Annotated in this window: 2 protein-coding genes; both read left to right on the top strand. The window is 73.0% G+C overall.

Annotated features, from left to right (window positions below; all coding sequences use genetic code 11):
• The first annotated feature begins 5 nt into the window (after positions 1 to 5).
• A complete protein-coding gene (locus tag ACFULQ_RS20055) occupies positions 6 to 15,740 on the top strand; it encodes a hypothetical protein (protein ID WP_383545738.1) in 15,735 nt (5,244 codons plus the stop codon).
• Positions 15,737 to 16,768, top strand: coding sequence for a type VII secretion system-associated protein (locus ACFULQ_RS20060; protein WP_383545739.1), 1,032 nt, complete (start codon positions 15,737 to 15,739; stop codon positions 16,766 to 16,768). The genes ACFULQ_RS20055 and ACFULQ_RS20060 overlap by 4 nt, the downstream gene beginning before the upstream one ends.
• The last annotated feature ends 61 nt before the right edge of the window (positions 16,769 to 16,829 follow it).

The raw sequence follows: 16,829 nt of genomic DNA on the forward strand, positions 1-16,829 counted from the left end.
CGTCCATGGCCATCCACGTCTCGCCCGAGGTCAACAACCTGCTGCTGCTTCTCATCGGCGAGAAGATGCTCCAGGCGGACGAGGACAAGGCCTACCAGAGCCACGAGCCGTACGACCGTCTCGGCAAGCAGCTCACCAAGCTGTCCGAGCTGATCGAGGACTCGGTGATCGAGGTCGGCCGCTCGCTGCCGCCGCAGGTCGCCACGCGGTACGTGCGCGCGATGAACATGTTCGTCGACGACGGCGGCCGCAACTACCTCAAGGAGTTCGCCGACGAACTGAACGTCGTCGCCCGGGGGCGGGTCGAGACGTCCATCAACATCACCGAGGCGAAGTGGCAGATCATCGCCGAGATCGTCCGGCTGCTCATCGAACTCGCCGTGATCCTGGTGATGTCCGTCTTCAGCGGCGGCGCGACGGCCGGGAAGGCGGCGGTCGCGCGGGCGCAGAGCCGGGTCACGATCCTGGCGATCCTGGACCAGCTCATGAAGCGCACGCACCTGATGCCGAGCCTGAGCGAGGCGTTCGACGAGGCGTTCACGACGTTCGCCGTGCGGCTGGCGCTGATCGCGTTCGGTCCGGACGGGCGGCGGCCGAAGGGGTTCGACTGGTCGCAGATCCTTCAGGACGCCGTGTTCGGCGGCCTCACGGGAATGTTCCACGGGGTGTTCGAGGGAGTCGCTGACCGGCTCAAGAACTTCTTCCGGCGCAGCCATCTCGACGACACGGTGTTCAAGAAGTTCGACGAGGACGTGCTGCCGAAGGTGGACCGGGGGCGGGGGGATCTGCCGTCGTCCTCGAACAACCGGGACTTCGGCAACAGGGATGTCGGCAACCGGGACGTGGGCAACAGGGACACCCACGACCGGAACGGCTTCGGCGACGGCGTCGGGGACGCGGTGGTGGAGGGGGCCGCGGAGACCTTCGGCGAGTTCGTCACGGTCGGTGCGTTCACGGGGAGTTGGGCGCTCAGCGGAGACACGTTCCTGACGGCGACCGGCAGCGCGCTGTTCATGGGCATGGTGTTCGACGGGGTGGCGAAGTTCGGGTCGCAGTTCAACATCCACATGGATACGAGCGCGGTCAATGACGTACGGGCACTGGACGCGGACGCGGGGGTGAGGACGGAGAGCACGAAGGAGTCGCCGGGCCACGGCACGTCCACTGAGAGCGAAGGCCAGTCGACGACTCCAGCCCCGGTCACCAGCTCCGGAGCCCCGTCCAGCGCGCCAGGCACCTCGGCCCCGCCCAGGAACATACCGACCACGAGCACGGGCCCGGACAAGAGGGACGACACCGAGGAGACACCGGTCCATGACGCCCTCAGCGAGAGCGAGGGCAGCGGTCAGGATGGTCAGTTGACCGCCTCGCCGCCCGCCTCCACCGGGGCGCCGTCCAACGCCCCCGGCACCTCGACGCCGCCCAGGAACACACCGACCACCAGCACGGCCCCCGACAAGACCGACAGCGCCGAGGAGACACCGGTCCACGACGCCCTCAGCGAGAGCGAGGGCGGCGGGGACGAAGGCAGCGGCCGGCAGGGGCAGTCGACCGCTTCGACGCCGGTCTCCTCGGGCGCGCCCTCCAGCACGCCGGGCACCCCATCCGCGCCCAGCAGCACACCCACGATCAGCCGGGGCGAGCAGAGTGCCATCCGGGAAACCGACCCGGTCCCGGTGACGGCGACCGCCTCCCACGCGCCCGCACCCTCGCCGACGACGAGCACCCACTCGCCCGCACCCACGCCCACCCTCGCCTCCGCCACCCCGGTAACGCCCTCCACCACCGCCTCCCAACCCCGCCCCGTCACTCAGACCATCCCCTTCCCGGACCACGCCGAGCCGCTCCGTGTCCTGGACGTCGTCGGTGACGGTGACTGCTTCTTCACCTCGCTCCTCGCCGGCCTGCACCACCAGGGACACGGCTCTCAGCTGACCGAGATGGACGTCCCGCAGCTCCGGCAGCACGCGGCGGCGAGGTTCGAGGGGTCCGAGCGGTACCGGGAGTTGAACGAGCGGGACGCACTGGAGGTCCTGGTACAAGACCTGGACGCGGTCACGCTGTCGGCAGTCCTGGACACACGTCCCCCGCACCTGTCCCGCGAGCAGAACGAGACCGTCGACAACCAACTGCGCGACAACCTCTACCGCGAAGAACTGCGCCGACTCGTCGACCCCGCCGACCGCGCCGTCCTCGCGGACCTGAACCAGGCCACGATCCGTGCCCTGCTGCCGAGCTACCAGCCGGACGTGCGCAGGGCCCCGCGTGCGGAGCGCGAGCGGCTGATGGCCGGGCAGCAGGCCAACGCCCTGCGCGTCCAGCTCCGGCAGGAGCTGACCGGGGACAACCCCGAGCGGGCCGAGCAGCTCTGGACCCGGCTGCTGGAGACCAGGTACGAGCGGTGGGCGGAACAGCGCCCCCGCCTGGCCGACTTCCGGGGCCGCCGGCTCGGAGACCTGGTCACCGACTCCATCCGCAGCACCGACCTGTGGGCGACGCCGTTCTTCGATTACGCCCCCTCCGAGGTCGCCCACGCGCTCGACCTGAACCTCACCGTCGTGGAGCAGCGGCAGGGCACCGCCAACGGCACGCCCCTCAACTCCGGTGCGGGCAGGCCCGTCTACCTCCACTACAACGGCCGCGACCACTACTCGGCGATCGAGAACTCCCCCGCCCCCACGCCCGCCCCGGCCCCGGCCCCGGAGGCACCCGCCGAGGAGCCCTTCGTGCGGCCGGCGACGACCAGCAGCGACCGTGCGGAGGAGCTCGTCGCCCTCCTGCGCGGCCAGGACGGCCTCGCCGTCGAGGACCGCACCCTGGACCGTCTGCGCACCCTGAGCTCCACGACCGTGGACGCCCTGCTCGGCACCGGTACCGGCACCGGCAGCGGCAGCGGCAGCGGCAGCGGCAGCAAGGGCCCCAAGGGCAAGGGCAAGCCTCCGAACAACCCGCAGGCCGGAAAGGGGGGCAAGGGTGGCAACAGCGGTAAGGGCGGAAAGGGCAACAAGCCCGCCACCGAGTCCTCCTCACCCCCGACCACCGCCTACAAAACCGTCCTCACCCACCCCGGCTACGCCACCGGCGACCAGTTCGGCATCGCCGCCGCCCTGCACGGCGACCCGAACCTGCACGTCCTGGTGGACAGCGCAGCCCCCGGCACGGACTCCCGGGACAAGGGCCCGGAGATCGCCGAGTTCTACCGGTCCAGCGGCATCGCGCCCGAGCGCATCCACTTCCAGCAGGGCCCGCACGAGAAGACCGCGAAACAGCGGTCCGAGGCGATCGTGCGGGAGATCAACGCGGGTGCCCCGGACTTCGACAAGCTGAGCAAGACCAGGCTGAACACCCTGAGCGTCCCGGTGGGCACCGGAACCACCTGGATCGGCGACCATTTCAGCCATCCCCTGCGCGCCACGATCCGGCACGGCTGGCGCCTGGACGACACCGGCTTCCCCCCGGAGGACCGGGCGAAGGTCGCCGCGTGGCTCGCCGGCAAGGGCATCACCGTGGAACCCGGTCGCAAGGTGATCGTCCTGTGGTCCCGCTTCAGCGGCAAACGCGGCGACATCCACGTCGAGCACGACACCAGCTACAAGGGCATGGACCAGCTCCTCACAGGCATCCACGAGCGCACCAGGAACGACGACCCGCCCGGACCGCTCGTCATCATCGCGGGCGACGCGAAGGTCAACAAGGAGCACCGCGACCGGTACCCGGCCATGGCCGCCGAACACTGGAAGAGGGGCCTGGCCGTCCACGACCTCACCGACTTCTGGAACGACCGGGAGGGCGTGGCCACTTGGGGCGGCGACACCCGCACCGGCCAGATGCGGCTGTACGAGTACCTGAACCGCCAGAGCGGCGGCGACCTCAAGCACCTCGGCTTCCGCAGCGGCAACCTCGAGGCCATGGCGCTCTCCGGCCACCAGGTCAGATACCTGGAGGAGCCCGGCAGCATCGGCGGCGATCGCATGGCCAAGTGGCACGCGGACAACCCCAACTCAAAGTCCGCCGTGAAGACCGGCTACGAGCGCATCACCATCGTCCGGCCGCCCACCCTCTCCGGGCAGATCGCCGTCGAGGCACAGGCCGTATGGGAGAAGAAGGAGAAGGAGTACGGCAAGAAGCCGGCCGATCCCGTAAAGGCGGAGGACCTCAAGGACCTGGAGACGGCCTTCAAGCACCCCACGTGGGTCGCCGGCAAGAACAACAAGCCCGACGGCACAAAGCCTTGGAAGGACCCGGCGACCCGGGGCTTCCACGAAGAGGACGTCAAGACGATCACCAAGTACCTGGTCGGCGGCTCGCGCCCGGAGCCCACCCGCCTGGTCACCCGCCCCGTCACCGAAGGCGGGAAGCTACAGACGCTCGGCAAGGACGACGGCGACATACCGGACGCGGCCGTCAACGGCTACGGCCTCGGTGAGGCCCGGGGCCAGGCCTCCTTCACCCCCGCCGACTGGTCCCGCCGGGAGCGGCGCTACCCGACGGTGACCACCGCGACCGACTACTCGGACCACCGCCCGCAGCGCCAGGTGCTCGTCGGCGGCCCCAAGGACGTGCCCTGGAAGAACAGGAAGGTGTCGTTCTTCGCCGCGCACGGCAAGCCGACCCGGGTCGAACTCGCCCTGGACCAGCCCTACAAGGACGGCCGGTCGCACCAGGACGGTGTGCACACGGTCACCGTCAGCGGCCGGGAGCTGGGCCGCTACATGGTCCGCTGGGGCGGGCTCGGCCCCGACGGCGACCCGATCGTCCTCTACTCCTGCTCCACCGGCGCCTCCCCCACCCACGGCGGGCTGCCGGTCGCCCAGCACGTCGCCAACGTGACCGGCCGCCCGGTGTACGCGCCGACCACCAAGGTCGGTACGGCGCTGGACGGTTCGGGCCGGGTGCGGCCGATCCTCGACGTCGAGTCGGAGACCGGCGAGGTCGTACCGGGCCGGTGGCGGCTCTTCCTGCCCGAGCCGTCCGGCCCCGACCTCACCGCACTCGCCCGCGCGGCGGGGCAGCACGAGGGCGACGGCGACCCGGACCCCTGGGCCACCCAGCGCACCCTCCAGTTCGTCCGCACCCTGCGCGGCACCACCGGCCTCGACACCGGCTCCGATCCCGAACTGCTGCGGGGTGTGGGCGCGTTGGAGAGGCTGCGCTGGAACGGCACCCAACACCCCTACACCGACGCCCGGATGACCCCGGACCTGCTCACCCGGATCACCCGGGACACCTTCCGCCTGCCCGGCACGGCCGCACCCACCCCGGAGCAGTACCGCGCGGTCCTCACCGCCGCCGCCACGGCGGCCCCGGGGACGGCACCCGACCGGCTGCCCGTCCAGGGCGCACCGGCGGGCGGCGCCGGGAGCCTCCCGGGCACCGGTCCGGACGCCGACGACAGCGGGCACGCTCGCGACCCCCTGTGGGAGGGCGGCGGCAACAGCAGCAAGAAGGCGAGCGGGTCCGGCGCCTCCTCGTCCAAGCTCTCCAAGGAGGAGAAGGCCGCCCTCCACACCAAGGCGGAGCCCGATCCCGGCCTGAAGAAGGTGCTGCACCACCCGGGCTACGCGACCGGCGACCAGTTCGGCATCGCCGCCTACCTCCTCGCCGACGAGAACCTGCACGTCGTGATCGCGAAGGACCCCGGGAACACGCGTGACCGCGGCGCGAACATCGCCGCGTTCTACCAGGCGAGCGGCATCGACCCCGGCCGTATCCACGAGGTGGAGGTCACGCCCGAGACCGACGGCGACGCACACGCCAAGCGGGTCTTCGACGAGCTCAACGCCGGGGTTCTGGCGGACCGGCCGCCCCTGTCGAAGTCCAAGCTGAGGAGCCTCGTCCTCGGGGTGGGCGCGGGCACGGAGTGGATCACCGACAACTTCTCCACGGAGGTGCGGGAGAAGGTCCGCGCGGGCTGGCGCCTGGACGACACCGGGTTTCCCGGGGAGCAGCAGGACAAGGTCGCCGCCTGGCTCGCCACCAAGGGTGTCCAGGTGGAACCCGGTCGCAAGGTGATCGTTCTGTGGTCCCGTTTCAGCGGGAAGCGCGGGGACGTCCATGTGGAGCACGACACCAGCTACAAGGGCATGGGCCAGATCCTCCGTGGCATCCACGACCGTACGAAGGACGACCGGCCCGGTCCGCTCGTCATCATCACGGGCGACGCCCGGGTCGACGACGGGCGCCGCCCGCGCTATCCGGACCTGGTCCGCGACCCCGAACTCGCCGGTCTTGCCGTGCACGACCTCACCGACTTCTGGAACGACCGCGAGGGTGTGGCCAGTTGGGGCGGTGACACCCGCACCGGTCAGCTGCGGCTCTTCGAGTACCTGAACCGGCAGAGCGGCGGTGACCTCAAGCACCTCGGCTTCCGCAGCGGCAACCTCGAAGCCATGGCCCTGTCCGGCCACCGGGTCAACTACCTGGAGGAGCCGAACAGTTTCGGCGGCGAGCGCATGGCCAAGTGGAACAGCGACAACAACAAGGCCAAGGCCTCGCTGAAGACCGGTTACGAGCGGATCGTCATCGACCGGCCGCCCACCCTCTCCGGAAGGGTGGTGCTGGAGGCGCGGACCGTGTGGGAGCAGACGAAGGAGCTGCACGGAAAGTCCCCGACCACAAACCAGAAGGACGAACTCAACAGCCTGGCCGAGGACTTCAAGCACCCCGCGTGGGTACGGGCAGGTCACGAGGTGCGCAGGCACACGAAGTCCCAGCAGGAGCAGACGACCAAGGGCTTCAGCACCCCGGACATCGACAAGATCGTCACCGCTCTGCTGACTCCCGCCCCCGCGACGGCCGCCGAGACCCCCGTCCACGGCACGGTCTCCGAGGGCCTCGACGACACCGTCTACACCAGCGGCGACCGGCGCTTCACCGAGTCGCCCGTCATCGGCGACGGCGACTGCTACTTCCGGGCGCTCCTGGACAGCGCACGGCTCCAGGACCCGCAGGCCGGCCCGCTCGGCGAGAACGTGCGCGAGCTGCGGAACCGGGCGGCCGACGCGTTCACCGGCACGGAGGAGCACGCCCTCCTCAACCGGCAGGACGCGCTGGAGGAGGTGACCCGCGACCTCAGCACCGCCCAACTGCGCCGGATCGTGGGCGGCCCGCTGCCCGGACTGCCCGCGCCGGCCCTGGCGACGATCGAGGAGCGGCTCACCGACGCCATGTACCGGGCGGAGCTGCGCCGCAGGACCGACACCGCCGACAGCGGTGTCCTCGCCGACCTGCCCCGGGCAGCGGTACGCGCCCTGCTGCCCGGCTACCGGCCCGACCCCGCCGACGCGCCCGCCGACGACCGGGACCGGCTCATGGACGCGGCCCGGCGCGAGATCCTGCGGCAACGGCTCCAGGAACGGCTCACTCAGGACGGCCCGGCCGCCGAGGCGGCGTGGCGGACGCTCCTGGAGGTCGGCTACCCGAGGTGGGCCCTGACCGGCCCGCCGCTGGACGCCGTACGCGGGCACGGGGTCGGCGACCTCGTCGCCGACTCGCTGCGGGACGTGAACCTGTGGAACACGCCCTTCTTCGACCACGCCCCCGGTCTGGTGGCGCGGGCCCTCGGCGTACGGCTCGTGGTCGTCCGCACCGACGGGGGCCCGGACCAGGAGTACAACCCGGGCGGCACCAGGACCGTCCACGTCCTCTACAACGGGATCAACCACTACTCGGCGCTGGCTCCCACGGAAACCGAGGGGTCCCGGAGTCCGGCCGCCTCCGACACCGTCGCGCCCGTGACCGACCACGACGACCACGAGGACTCGGGCACCTGCCAGGATCTGACCGACCTCGTCGCCTTCCTCCGCGCCCAGGCCCCGAACACCTCGGACCGCGCGCTCGACGGCCTGCGCCGGCTCACCCCCGCCACCCTCGCCGCCCTCCACGCCTCCCGTGGCGAGACGCCCCCGCCGCCGCGCGATCCGGCCGCCCAACTCCCGAACTCCGCCGACCCGTTCGCCGACATCGAGGCGGAACTCGACACCCATCGCCCGCCCCGCCTCGACCACTCGCTGCTCCCGCCCCCGCCCGCCGGGAAGACCGTCACCTTCACCGACGGCAGCACCCTCCCCACCCACCTGGACGAAGGGTCGTACGGTCACAGCCGGGCCCGACTGCGCGGCACGAACCAGGTGGTCAGGGAGATCGGTGAGCGGGCTGACCTCCCCGAGGACGTCAGGGCCCGGCTGGACCGGGCGCTGCGGTCCACGCCGCAGGCCTTCCACGGCGACGGCTGGCTGTCGCCGCCGTTCACCGACTCCCGGGGCCGGACCCGGGTGATGCGGGTGCGGACCCGCCCGCACGGCGTGTGGGAACGCTTCACCGACGCGCACGGCGTGCCGGTCAAGGTGGACGCCGGGCACCGCAGCCAGGTCACCTCGGGCCCGAGCCGGACCGTGGCCCAGACCAAGCGCCTCGCGGGCTCGCTCCCGATCGGTCCCCCGGCGGGCCCGGTGGCCTACGGCAGGCTCGGCGGCGCGGTGAGCTACGGGCGGTCGTACGACTACGCGATGCAGGACCAGACCCTCAGCCAGGTGGAGACCCGCCGGCTCGACGGCTCCCAGCTGCACCTGGACGACGTGCAGTACGAGGTGTCCTTCGAGGGCGCCCCGACCGCTGCCCGCCCGGACCGGCTGCCGCGTGGATTCGCCACCGGGGAGGGGCACTTCACCTTCGGCGTGCGCAACGGCCTGTCCCTGCGCCTGCCCGAGGGCGAGACCCGCCCCGGGGAGCCCGGCCCGGTGCCGCGCGCCCTCTCCCTGGGCCCGGACAGCGACTACCGGCTGGTGCACACCGAGGGCTACGGCCCGGTCGAGGCGATCCGCAAGTGGGCGCTGGAACGCACCGGCGCCCGGCCCGGCAGCACCGCCCACCAGGAGATCTCCGGCTTCTTCAGCACCGACACCTTCCACCGCATGGCCGACCGCCTGGCCCGCGGCCGGGTCCCCACCCGGCAGCTGCTGGGCGAGGACAAGGCCCGTTCGCCGCTCGGCGCGTTCGTCGTGGAGAAGGTCGTCCCGGGCCGGGCGGAGCTGCTGACCGAGACCGAGGCCGCCGAACTGCGCAACACCGTCCAGCAGACCGTGAAGAACGAACGCGGACTGACCAAGTCGTACGGCTTCGAGGTCAGCGGCAGCATCGGCCCCAGCGTGGATCTGGCGAACAACGGGCCTTTCTCCGTACGGCTGTTGGCAGGCGCCGTCGGCCGGTACGCGCGCGGGATCACCTCCGGGCAGGTGTTCGGCGGCTCGGGCGGACGCAAGATCGTGGGCCGGGCGAAGAAGGTGCCGACCGAGCTCTACAAGGTGCGCAAGACCGTCTGGGTGCGGCGGACCGGCGACAAGGTGCCCACGCCGTTCGAGACGTGGAGCCTGGACCGCATGACCCGCACCGAGGCACGCCGGCTCGCGGGCTGGGACGACGGCACGACCCTGCGCAAGCGCCACGACAACGAGCCGCTCCCGCCGGTCTACTTGACCGACGACGACCCGGCCGTCCTCGGCATGGCCCGCCCGGAGGCGTTCACCTCGGGCGACTCCCCCACGCTGCTGCGGGAGTTCACCGACGAGGTGATCCGGGCCGCCGCCCGCCGCCACCCCGACCTGATCGCCCCGCTCGCGGATCTGGAGGCGCGCACCGGACGGTGGAGCGACCCCGAGCGCTACCGGCTCGCCCTGGCCAACACCCTCGCCGTCGTGGACGCCCTCTCCCACCACAGCGTGGCGGGCGGCCTGGAGGCCATCGTCACCACCGGCCTGCGGATCCCCCTCACCGCCACCGGCCGCTTCGGCCGCTCGCACCGCTACCTGTGGATCGACGGCCGTCTCACCGACCGCCGCTACGAGGGCACCCAGAACGACCTGATCCTGCGCGGCGGTTCCCCCGGCACCGAGCGCCTCGACGGCTCGCAGAGCGTCAACCGCACCCTGGAGACCGGCTTCGACGCGGGCCTCGCCCTCCGCGACAAGGGCCGCGACCAGCTCGGCGCTCCGAAGAACCTCGGCAACCTCACGGCCGGACCCCGCTGGGCCTGGCAGAAGGGCCGCAAGACCGGCTACGGCTCCACGGCGTCGTACGAAGGACTCGCGGTCAGCGCACTGCCCTCCCATCTGCACAGCTACCAGCTGGAGTTGTCGGCCAGGAGCGGCGGTTACTGGCGGCCGCGCACCCTGTGGCGCGGGCTGCCCTCCTTCGGACTGCTCGGCACCGGGCTGTTCGTGCGCGGGGAGCCGGAGACCGACCTGGTCGGCGGCCGGGCGGGCGCGGCGGTGCGGGGGCGGGTGCTGCTGTCGGTGCCGGACGAGCACACACCGGTGTCCGCGACCGCGGCCCCTCGAACCGCCCCGGACATCGAGGAGTTGACGGGCACGGAGGCCGCCGAGCTCGCCGCCGGGCGGGCACCGCACGAGGACCCGTTCGGGAACCACCCGTACCAGACGGTGAGCGTCGGCGGGCACAAGAGGCTGGGCGAGGTCGCCGAGGAGGTCATGGGCGCCGCGTCCGGCGGCTCCTGGCACTTCGGCCGCCCGGGCGCCCCCGCGCACGACGCGATGGTGCGCCCCTTCCAACCCCAGTACCTGGCAGCCGAGTTCGACCAGACCTCGGGCCCCGGCGGCTCCCTCACCGGCGGGCTGTTCGGCAAGGGCCCCTATCTCAACCGACTCGGCGACCTCGTGCACCGCACCCGGGTGGTCCGCCCGGTCGTCGTGTCCAAGCCGGTCAAGGTGGAGACCGAACAGACCCTGGGCAGCGACACCCAGTCCTCCGGCGCGGTCACCACGAGCACGTCCTTCACCGTCACGGGCGGCGGCGGTTACGGCACCACGCACCCCGCCGGTCCGTCCCTCGCCGGGTCCTACGGCTTCCTCGGCCGCTGGGGCCGCTCGCGGGGCACCACGCACACCGTCATCCGGACCGTGACCTCCGAACTCGACCGGGACGACGAGAACTTCAAGGTGCTGGTGTCCGGCGACACCCGGCACGAGATCCTCGCCTCCTCCCGCGCCGACGGCGTGCTCTCCCCGGTCCACGACCTCGCGACCCGCTTCCGGAGCGGCTGGGTCGGCAGGCGGGTCACGTTCGCCGCGGACTGGCTGGGCCACCTGCCGGAGAAGGCGGCCCACCGGCTGGGCCTGCTCAGGGACAAGCTGGGCGAGGTCCCCCGGTACACCGCACGGACCTGGTCCCGGCCCGCCTGGCTGCGCGACAACCCCTTCGGCTCCTACCCGGTCAACGCCCTGGACACCACAGCGGTGTTGGCCCACTTCGACACCCAGCTGCTCGCGCTCAACGCCGACGACGCGAGCCGCGCCCGGGTGCGCTCCCTGGTCACCCCGCGGGCCGTACGCGCGCTGCGGGACCGTATGACGTCCTCTTCCGGAGCCGCCGCACCGGCCCGGATCGGCCGGCTCAACCTGGGCAAGGTCCACTTCGGCGGGCGCACCGGCGCGCTCAAGGTCGAACTGATCCAGGGCGACGAGGAGTTCGACGGACTCGATCACAGTACGACCCTCCAGGACACCCGGGTCGCCGCCGAGACCGTGGAGAGCGGCAGGGTGGCGGGGCGCGGCTGGGGCGCGGGACTGGCGGTCGGCGAGGGCATCCGCACGGGGGCGGGCGGAGCGCCCGCGTCCGGACCGGCGCTCACCACGTCGGGGGCGGTGGACCGGACGGCGGGCACCGCACGGTCGACGACGCGCTGGAAGTCGTACGTCTTCTATCCGAACGAGCCGCACGCGGAGTTCGTGACGCCGTACCGGATGCGGTTGACGCTGACGCTCGATGACGGGCGTGTGGTGGAGAGCGTGGAGGAGGTCGGGCGGCTGCGGGAGCAGGTGCCGTTGAGTCTGACGGTGCCGGTTCCGGTGCCGGTGCCGGTGCCGGTTCCGGGTTCGGTTTCGGTGGCGGAGGCGGACGGCGGGACCCTGGAGACCGCCGCCCCCGCCGTCGATCCTCTCGCGCCCCCGGACCTGTCGCCCGGCACCCCGGAGGTCACCGTCTGGCGCTCCGGGGCGGTGACGCCGGGGGCGGTCGACGCGTGGCGGGCCGCCGGTTCGGGGTTCGCGCTGCCGTCCAACGGCTTCCAGGTGCGCCGGCTGGTCGGCCGGGACACCGTGCACGCCGTCGCGGAGGTGGCGGTCGCGAAGGCGTACGGCGCGGAGGGCGCCCCCGGCTCCGGGCGGCTGTCCGGCGACGGCCTGACCGAGGCCCGTACGGCCGCCCGCCGCACCCCGCTGACCCGCCCCGGCAGCGCCTCCGCCCTCGCCCTGGACGGCGGCACCGCGGACGCCTCCCTGGCCGCCTTCTTCGGCGACGCGCTCGCTCCGGGCGGGCACCAGGTGGCCGGGCTCGTGGACCCGTCGGTCGCCGGGGCGCACGGGGAGTTCCGGCTGTACGCCCGCCCCGACTTCACCGGCGCGACGCTGCTGACGGTGGCACCCGAGAGCACGATGGAGAGCGCCGAGCGGGAGACCGACACCTCCGAGGTGTCGGCGGGCCGCACCGAGGTCCAGGACTCGGCGCTGAGCGGGCAGGCCGTGGTGACGGCGGCCGCCGCGGGAAGCGTGGTCCCGGGTGCCTCGGGGACGCTGAGCAACGCGGCGGAGACCGACACGGCGAAGGCCGCGGGCGCCGACGGTGTCCAGTCCAACGTCAAGCCGAAGACGGGGCGTTCGTTCCTGTTCGCGATCCCGACGGACTGGCTGGGGGTCGCCGAGGTCGAGCACGACGTGAAGGACAGCGCCGTGGGGCTTTTGGTCGGCCGGGCGCTCGGTCCCTTCGGGCGGGTCCGGCCGGGACCGCGGGCCGTCGAGACCCGGGGCCAGGTGCTCGCCTGGGTCCGCGAGGACGTGGCCCGGCAGCTCGGCCTGATCACCGATGACACCTTCCCGGAGAAGGTCTCCGAGGCGTGGTCGCAGGTCGCCGCCGCCGGAACGGCGTGGGTCGATGCCGACAAGGCGTACTGGTCGACTCGGCGGGCGTTGGGGGAGGTGCGGGGGCGGCATGCGGCTGCGCGGGGGCGGTGGAAGGAGGCTCGCCGGGCGCTCGCGGCCGCCGCTGCCGCCTCGGCGGAAGACCGGGTCGCGTTGCGCGTCGCCGTGCGCGAGGCTCGGGCCGAACTGCGGGCCGCCGTAGAGGAGATGCGGGTCCTGTGGCCCGACCTGGCGCCTCGGCGGACGGCGGCTGAGGAGGCTGCGGCGGTCTTCCACGGGGTGCGGGCGGCCACGGATCGGTTGACGCGGTGGCACCGACTGCCTGTGGAGGGGGTCGGGGGTGAGGCCCCCGCGGCCATCGGCGGCGCCGAACTCCCCCCTGGCCGTGCCGAGTTGCGGGGCGGGGTCGAGGAGCCCCCCGCGCCGGTCTTCGAGACACCCACGGCCGAGGCGAAGGCCTCACCCGAGCGTTACACCGAGGCCGAGGACGGCACGCTCACCTCTCCCTCCGGCACCCCATACACCCTGCTCGACGTACCGGAGGACGGCGACGGCTTCTACCACGCGCTCGCCGAGGGCCTGCACCGCACCGGGACCGGGCTGCCCGGCCGTCTCCCCCTGAGCAACCGCGCCGACCTCGTCACCGCACTGCGTGAGGAACTCGCCGGTGCCCTGGAGTCCGGTGCCCACCCGGAGCTGTCGGCGCTCACCACCCCCGACCGCCAGGACACCTTCACCGACGCCGAACTCACCGCCGCCGGGGTCGACTTCGGTGCCGACACACCCGCGTCCCGTGAACTGGCCGGCGCGCAGTGCAGACTCCCCCTGCACGGCACCCTGTCCGAGCCCGAGCGTCTCGCCCTCACCGCCGCCCAGATCCGCCGCCCCGGCACGTCCGAGTCCGACACCGGGTGGGACCACGGCGCCGCCGACCTCCTCCCGGCCCTGGCCGCACGGCACTTCGGGGTCACGGTCACGGTCGTACGGGAGGACGGGGGGTTCCAGGACTTCACGCCGCCGCAAAGGGAAACGGGCGGCGTCGACCGAGTCGTACTGCATCTGAAGGGCCGTCACTACCAGCTGGCTGTCGGGGAGTCCGGCACGGATCGGTCTCCGCTGCCCGCTCCGGAGGCCGCGCCCCCGCGCCGTACGGCCTCTGTGGAGACGCCCCGCACGGACACCCGCCCCGCCCACACCGTCGCGCCCTGGGCAGCTCGCCCGGGCTCCACCGGTTGGCACCGCGATCCGGCCGCCGGCCCCGGCACGCTCACCGCCCCGGACGGCACGGTCCACGACCTCGTGGAGCCGAACGGTGACGGCAACAACTTCTGGGCCGCACTGACCGCCCACGACCCGAGGGCCGCCGACGCCTGGGCCGGTCCGCTGCCGTCCGGCGCGGCCCTCGACCGCTCGGCGCCCTTCACCGCGGCCGAACTCTCCGACGCCGGGGAGAGCCTGGGCCACGACGGGCGGCCGGTGGCCAGGTTCCGCGCCACGGCGGGCCGGATCCCGGACGACGTCCCACTGACCGCCGCGCAGGAACGGGAGTTGATCCGCACCCAGGTGCGCACGGCCCGCCGCTGGAACACCGCGACCACGGGCACCGCCGCCCGAATGGCGGCCGACGCCACGGGGGCGACGGTGCGGATCGTCGCCGAGGACGGCTCGACGCGCTCCTTCCCGCCGGCCGGGGGCCCGTCCGGCGACCGCACGGTCACCCTCTACCAGCGCGGCGGGGACTTCTTGCTGGCCCGTCCCCGCCCGCCCGCGCCCCCGGCCGGGATGGGCCCGGACGACCCGGACTTCCAGTCGCTGGAGGTCACCCCCGAGGACACGGAGGGGCTCACGGTGGGCGGCGCTGCCAACACGACCTGGGCCCTGACCCCGGGCACCCCGCTCCCGGTCCGCGAACTGGGCCTCGACAAGACGGACTTGGGCATGCTCTTCCAGCGGATCGGGCACCGACTCGGCCCGGTGGTGACACCGGAGACGGCACGGCGGCGGTTCGGGATGCCAGAGAAGCACTTCGGCAAGTTCCGCGACCTGGCCCGCGAGCGGGGTCTCGTGATCGACGTGCGCCCCACCAACCCGACGGCGGCGAAATGGCTGGACGCGGGCATGCTGCCGAAGCCGAAGGAGATCAAGGCCAAGACGATCAACGAGCTGGACGTCCGGTTGGGCGCGCGGCCCGAGAACGTCGGCCTGGTCGGCTACTTCAGCCCCGTCCTCCCGGACCGCGCGGACATCGACGACGTGACCTGGACCCGGGTGACGGCCCGGTACGCCCAGCGGCAGGACGAGTTCCAGCAACTGGCCTCCACCATGCGGGAGTTGGCCGACCAGGACCGGTTCCACGTCCGGGACGGCCTGGTACTGGGCCACGAGGGCGGCACCTCGGACGGTCCGCTCAAGCCCCTCACCGGCGACCACGACGTCTTCAGCCTGGCGACCCCGGGCGGCGGACGGCTGGACACGCCGTCGTACGAGGAGACGGTCGAGGCGATGACCCACAACGACATGGCCGTCACCCACGGCGCGCACCTGTACTGGCGGGCGCCCCGATCGCCGTACAGCGAAGGCGTGTTCCGCACGATCGTGGCGGCGCACGGGCCGGACGGCGAACCCCTGATCCGCTTCCGCCCCGAGAACGACACCGCACGCCTGGTCCATTACACCCCCGCGCCGGGGCCGGCGCCGGTCGCCGAACCACCGGCGATCACCCGGGACCTGGTCTGGTCAGCGCCGCTGCCCGACCGGCCCGGACACCATGACGACCCATCACCCAGCAGGAACAGCAGGAGCAGTACGTGATCAGCAGCGAGGAAGGGCGGACCTCTCAACTCCCGCCGAACGCACCACCGTTGCCGCAGGACGTCCGGGAGGCGGCCCGGCTCGCCCCCGACAACTGGCTCGGCGTCGTCGACCCCGGCTGGCGGGGCGAAGGGCCGCCGCCGCACTGGGCCGTGGTCGGCGAGTGGCGGTCCGGGCTCTCGGGCGAGGTCGAGGAGTGGCAGCCGAACGAGGAGTACCGCCCCTCCCCCGCCTCGCTCGGCTGGCCCGAACCGACGGACCCGGTGGACGCGGCCGTCCAGGCGGCGGTCACGGGGTACGCACCGGTCGAGGAGGCGGTGCGTGCCCTGGCCGGGGCGGAGGTCAGCTTCCTCCGTACCCGGGAGGGCGTACCGCAGCCGCTCCTCTCCCCCGACGGCACGCCGACCGTCCCGGTGTTCACGTCCGCGGCCCACCAGCCCTTCGCCCTGTCCCTGACGCATGCCACGTTGCCGGCCATGGCGCTGGCCGCCTATGGGATGACGCTCACGGTGAATCCGGCGGGGCCGGCTTGTCTGGTGGTTACGGCGGAGGAGGTGTTGGAGGCGGGGGGTGCCGGGGAGGCTGCGTCGGGTTCAGCTTCCGGGCCGAGCTCCGGGTCGAGGACCGGCTCTGGGGCGGGGGCCGGCCCCGAGTCGGGGGCCGGGTGGGAGTCCGGCTCTGCGTCGGGGTCCGGGGCTGGGTCGGGGTCCGGGGCTGGGTCGGGGTCCGGCCCCGAGTCGGGGCCCGGGTGGGAGTCCGGCTCTGCGTCAGGGTCCGGGGCTGGATCGGGGTCCGGCTCCGGTTTTGGCTCCAGCTCAGGGGCCGAGTCCGCGTCCGAGTCCAGCGCCGGCTCCAGCTCCAGCTCCAGCACAGGCTCCGGGTCCAGCTCCAGCACAGGCACCGGCTCCGGGTCCGGGTCCGGGTCCGGCACAGGCTCCGGGTCCGGGTCCGGCACAGGCTCCGGGTCCGGCTCCGGGTCCGGGTCCGGGTCCGGCACAGGCTCCGGTGCAGTGGGAGGTGCCGAATGACCGCCTCGCCCCACGACCCCACGGCCGAGACCTCGGCGGCTGCGTCTGAAGCATCGACTCC

Source organism: Streptomyces sp. NPDC057253, from assembly GCF_042669125.1.
GTDB lineage: Bacteria > Actinomycetota > Actinomycetes > Streptomycetales > Streptomycetaceae > Streptomyces.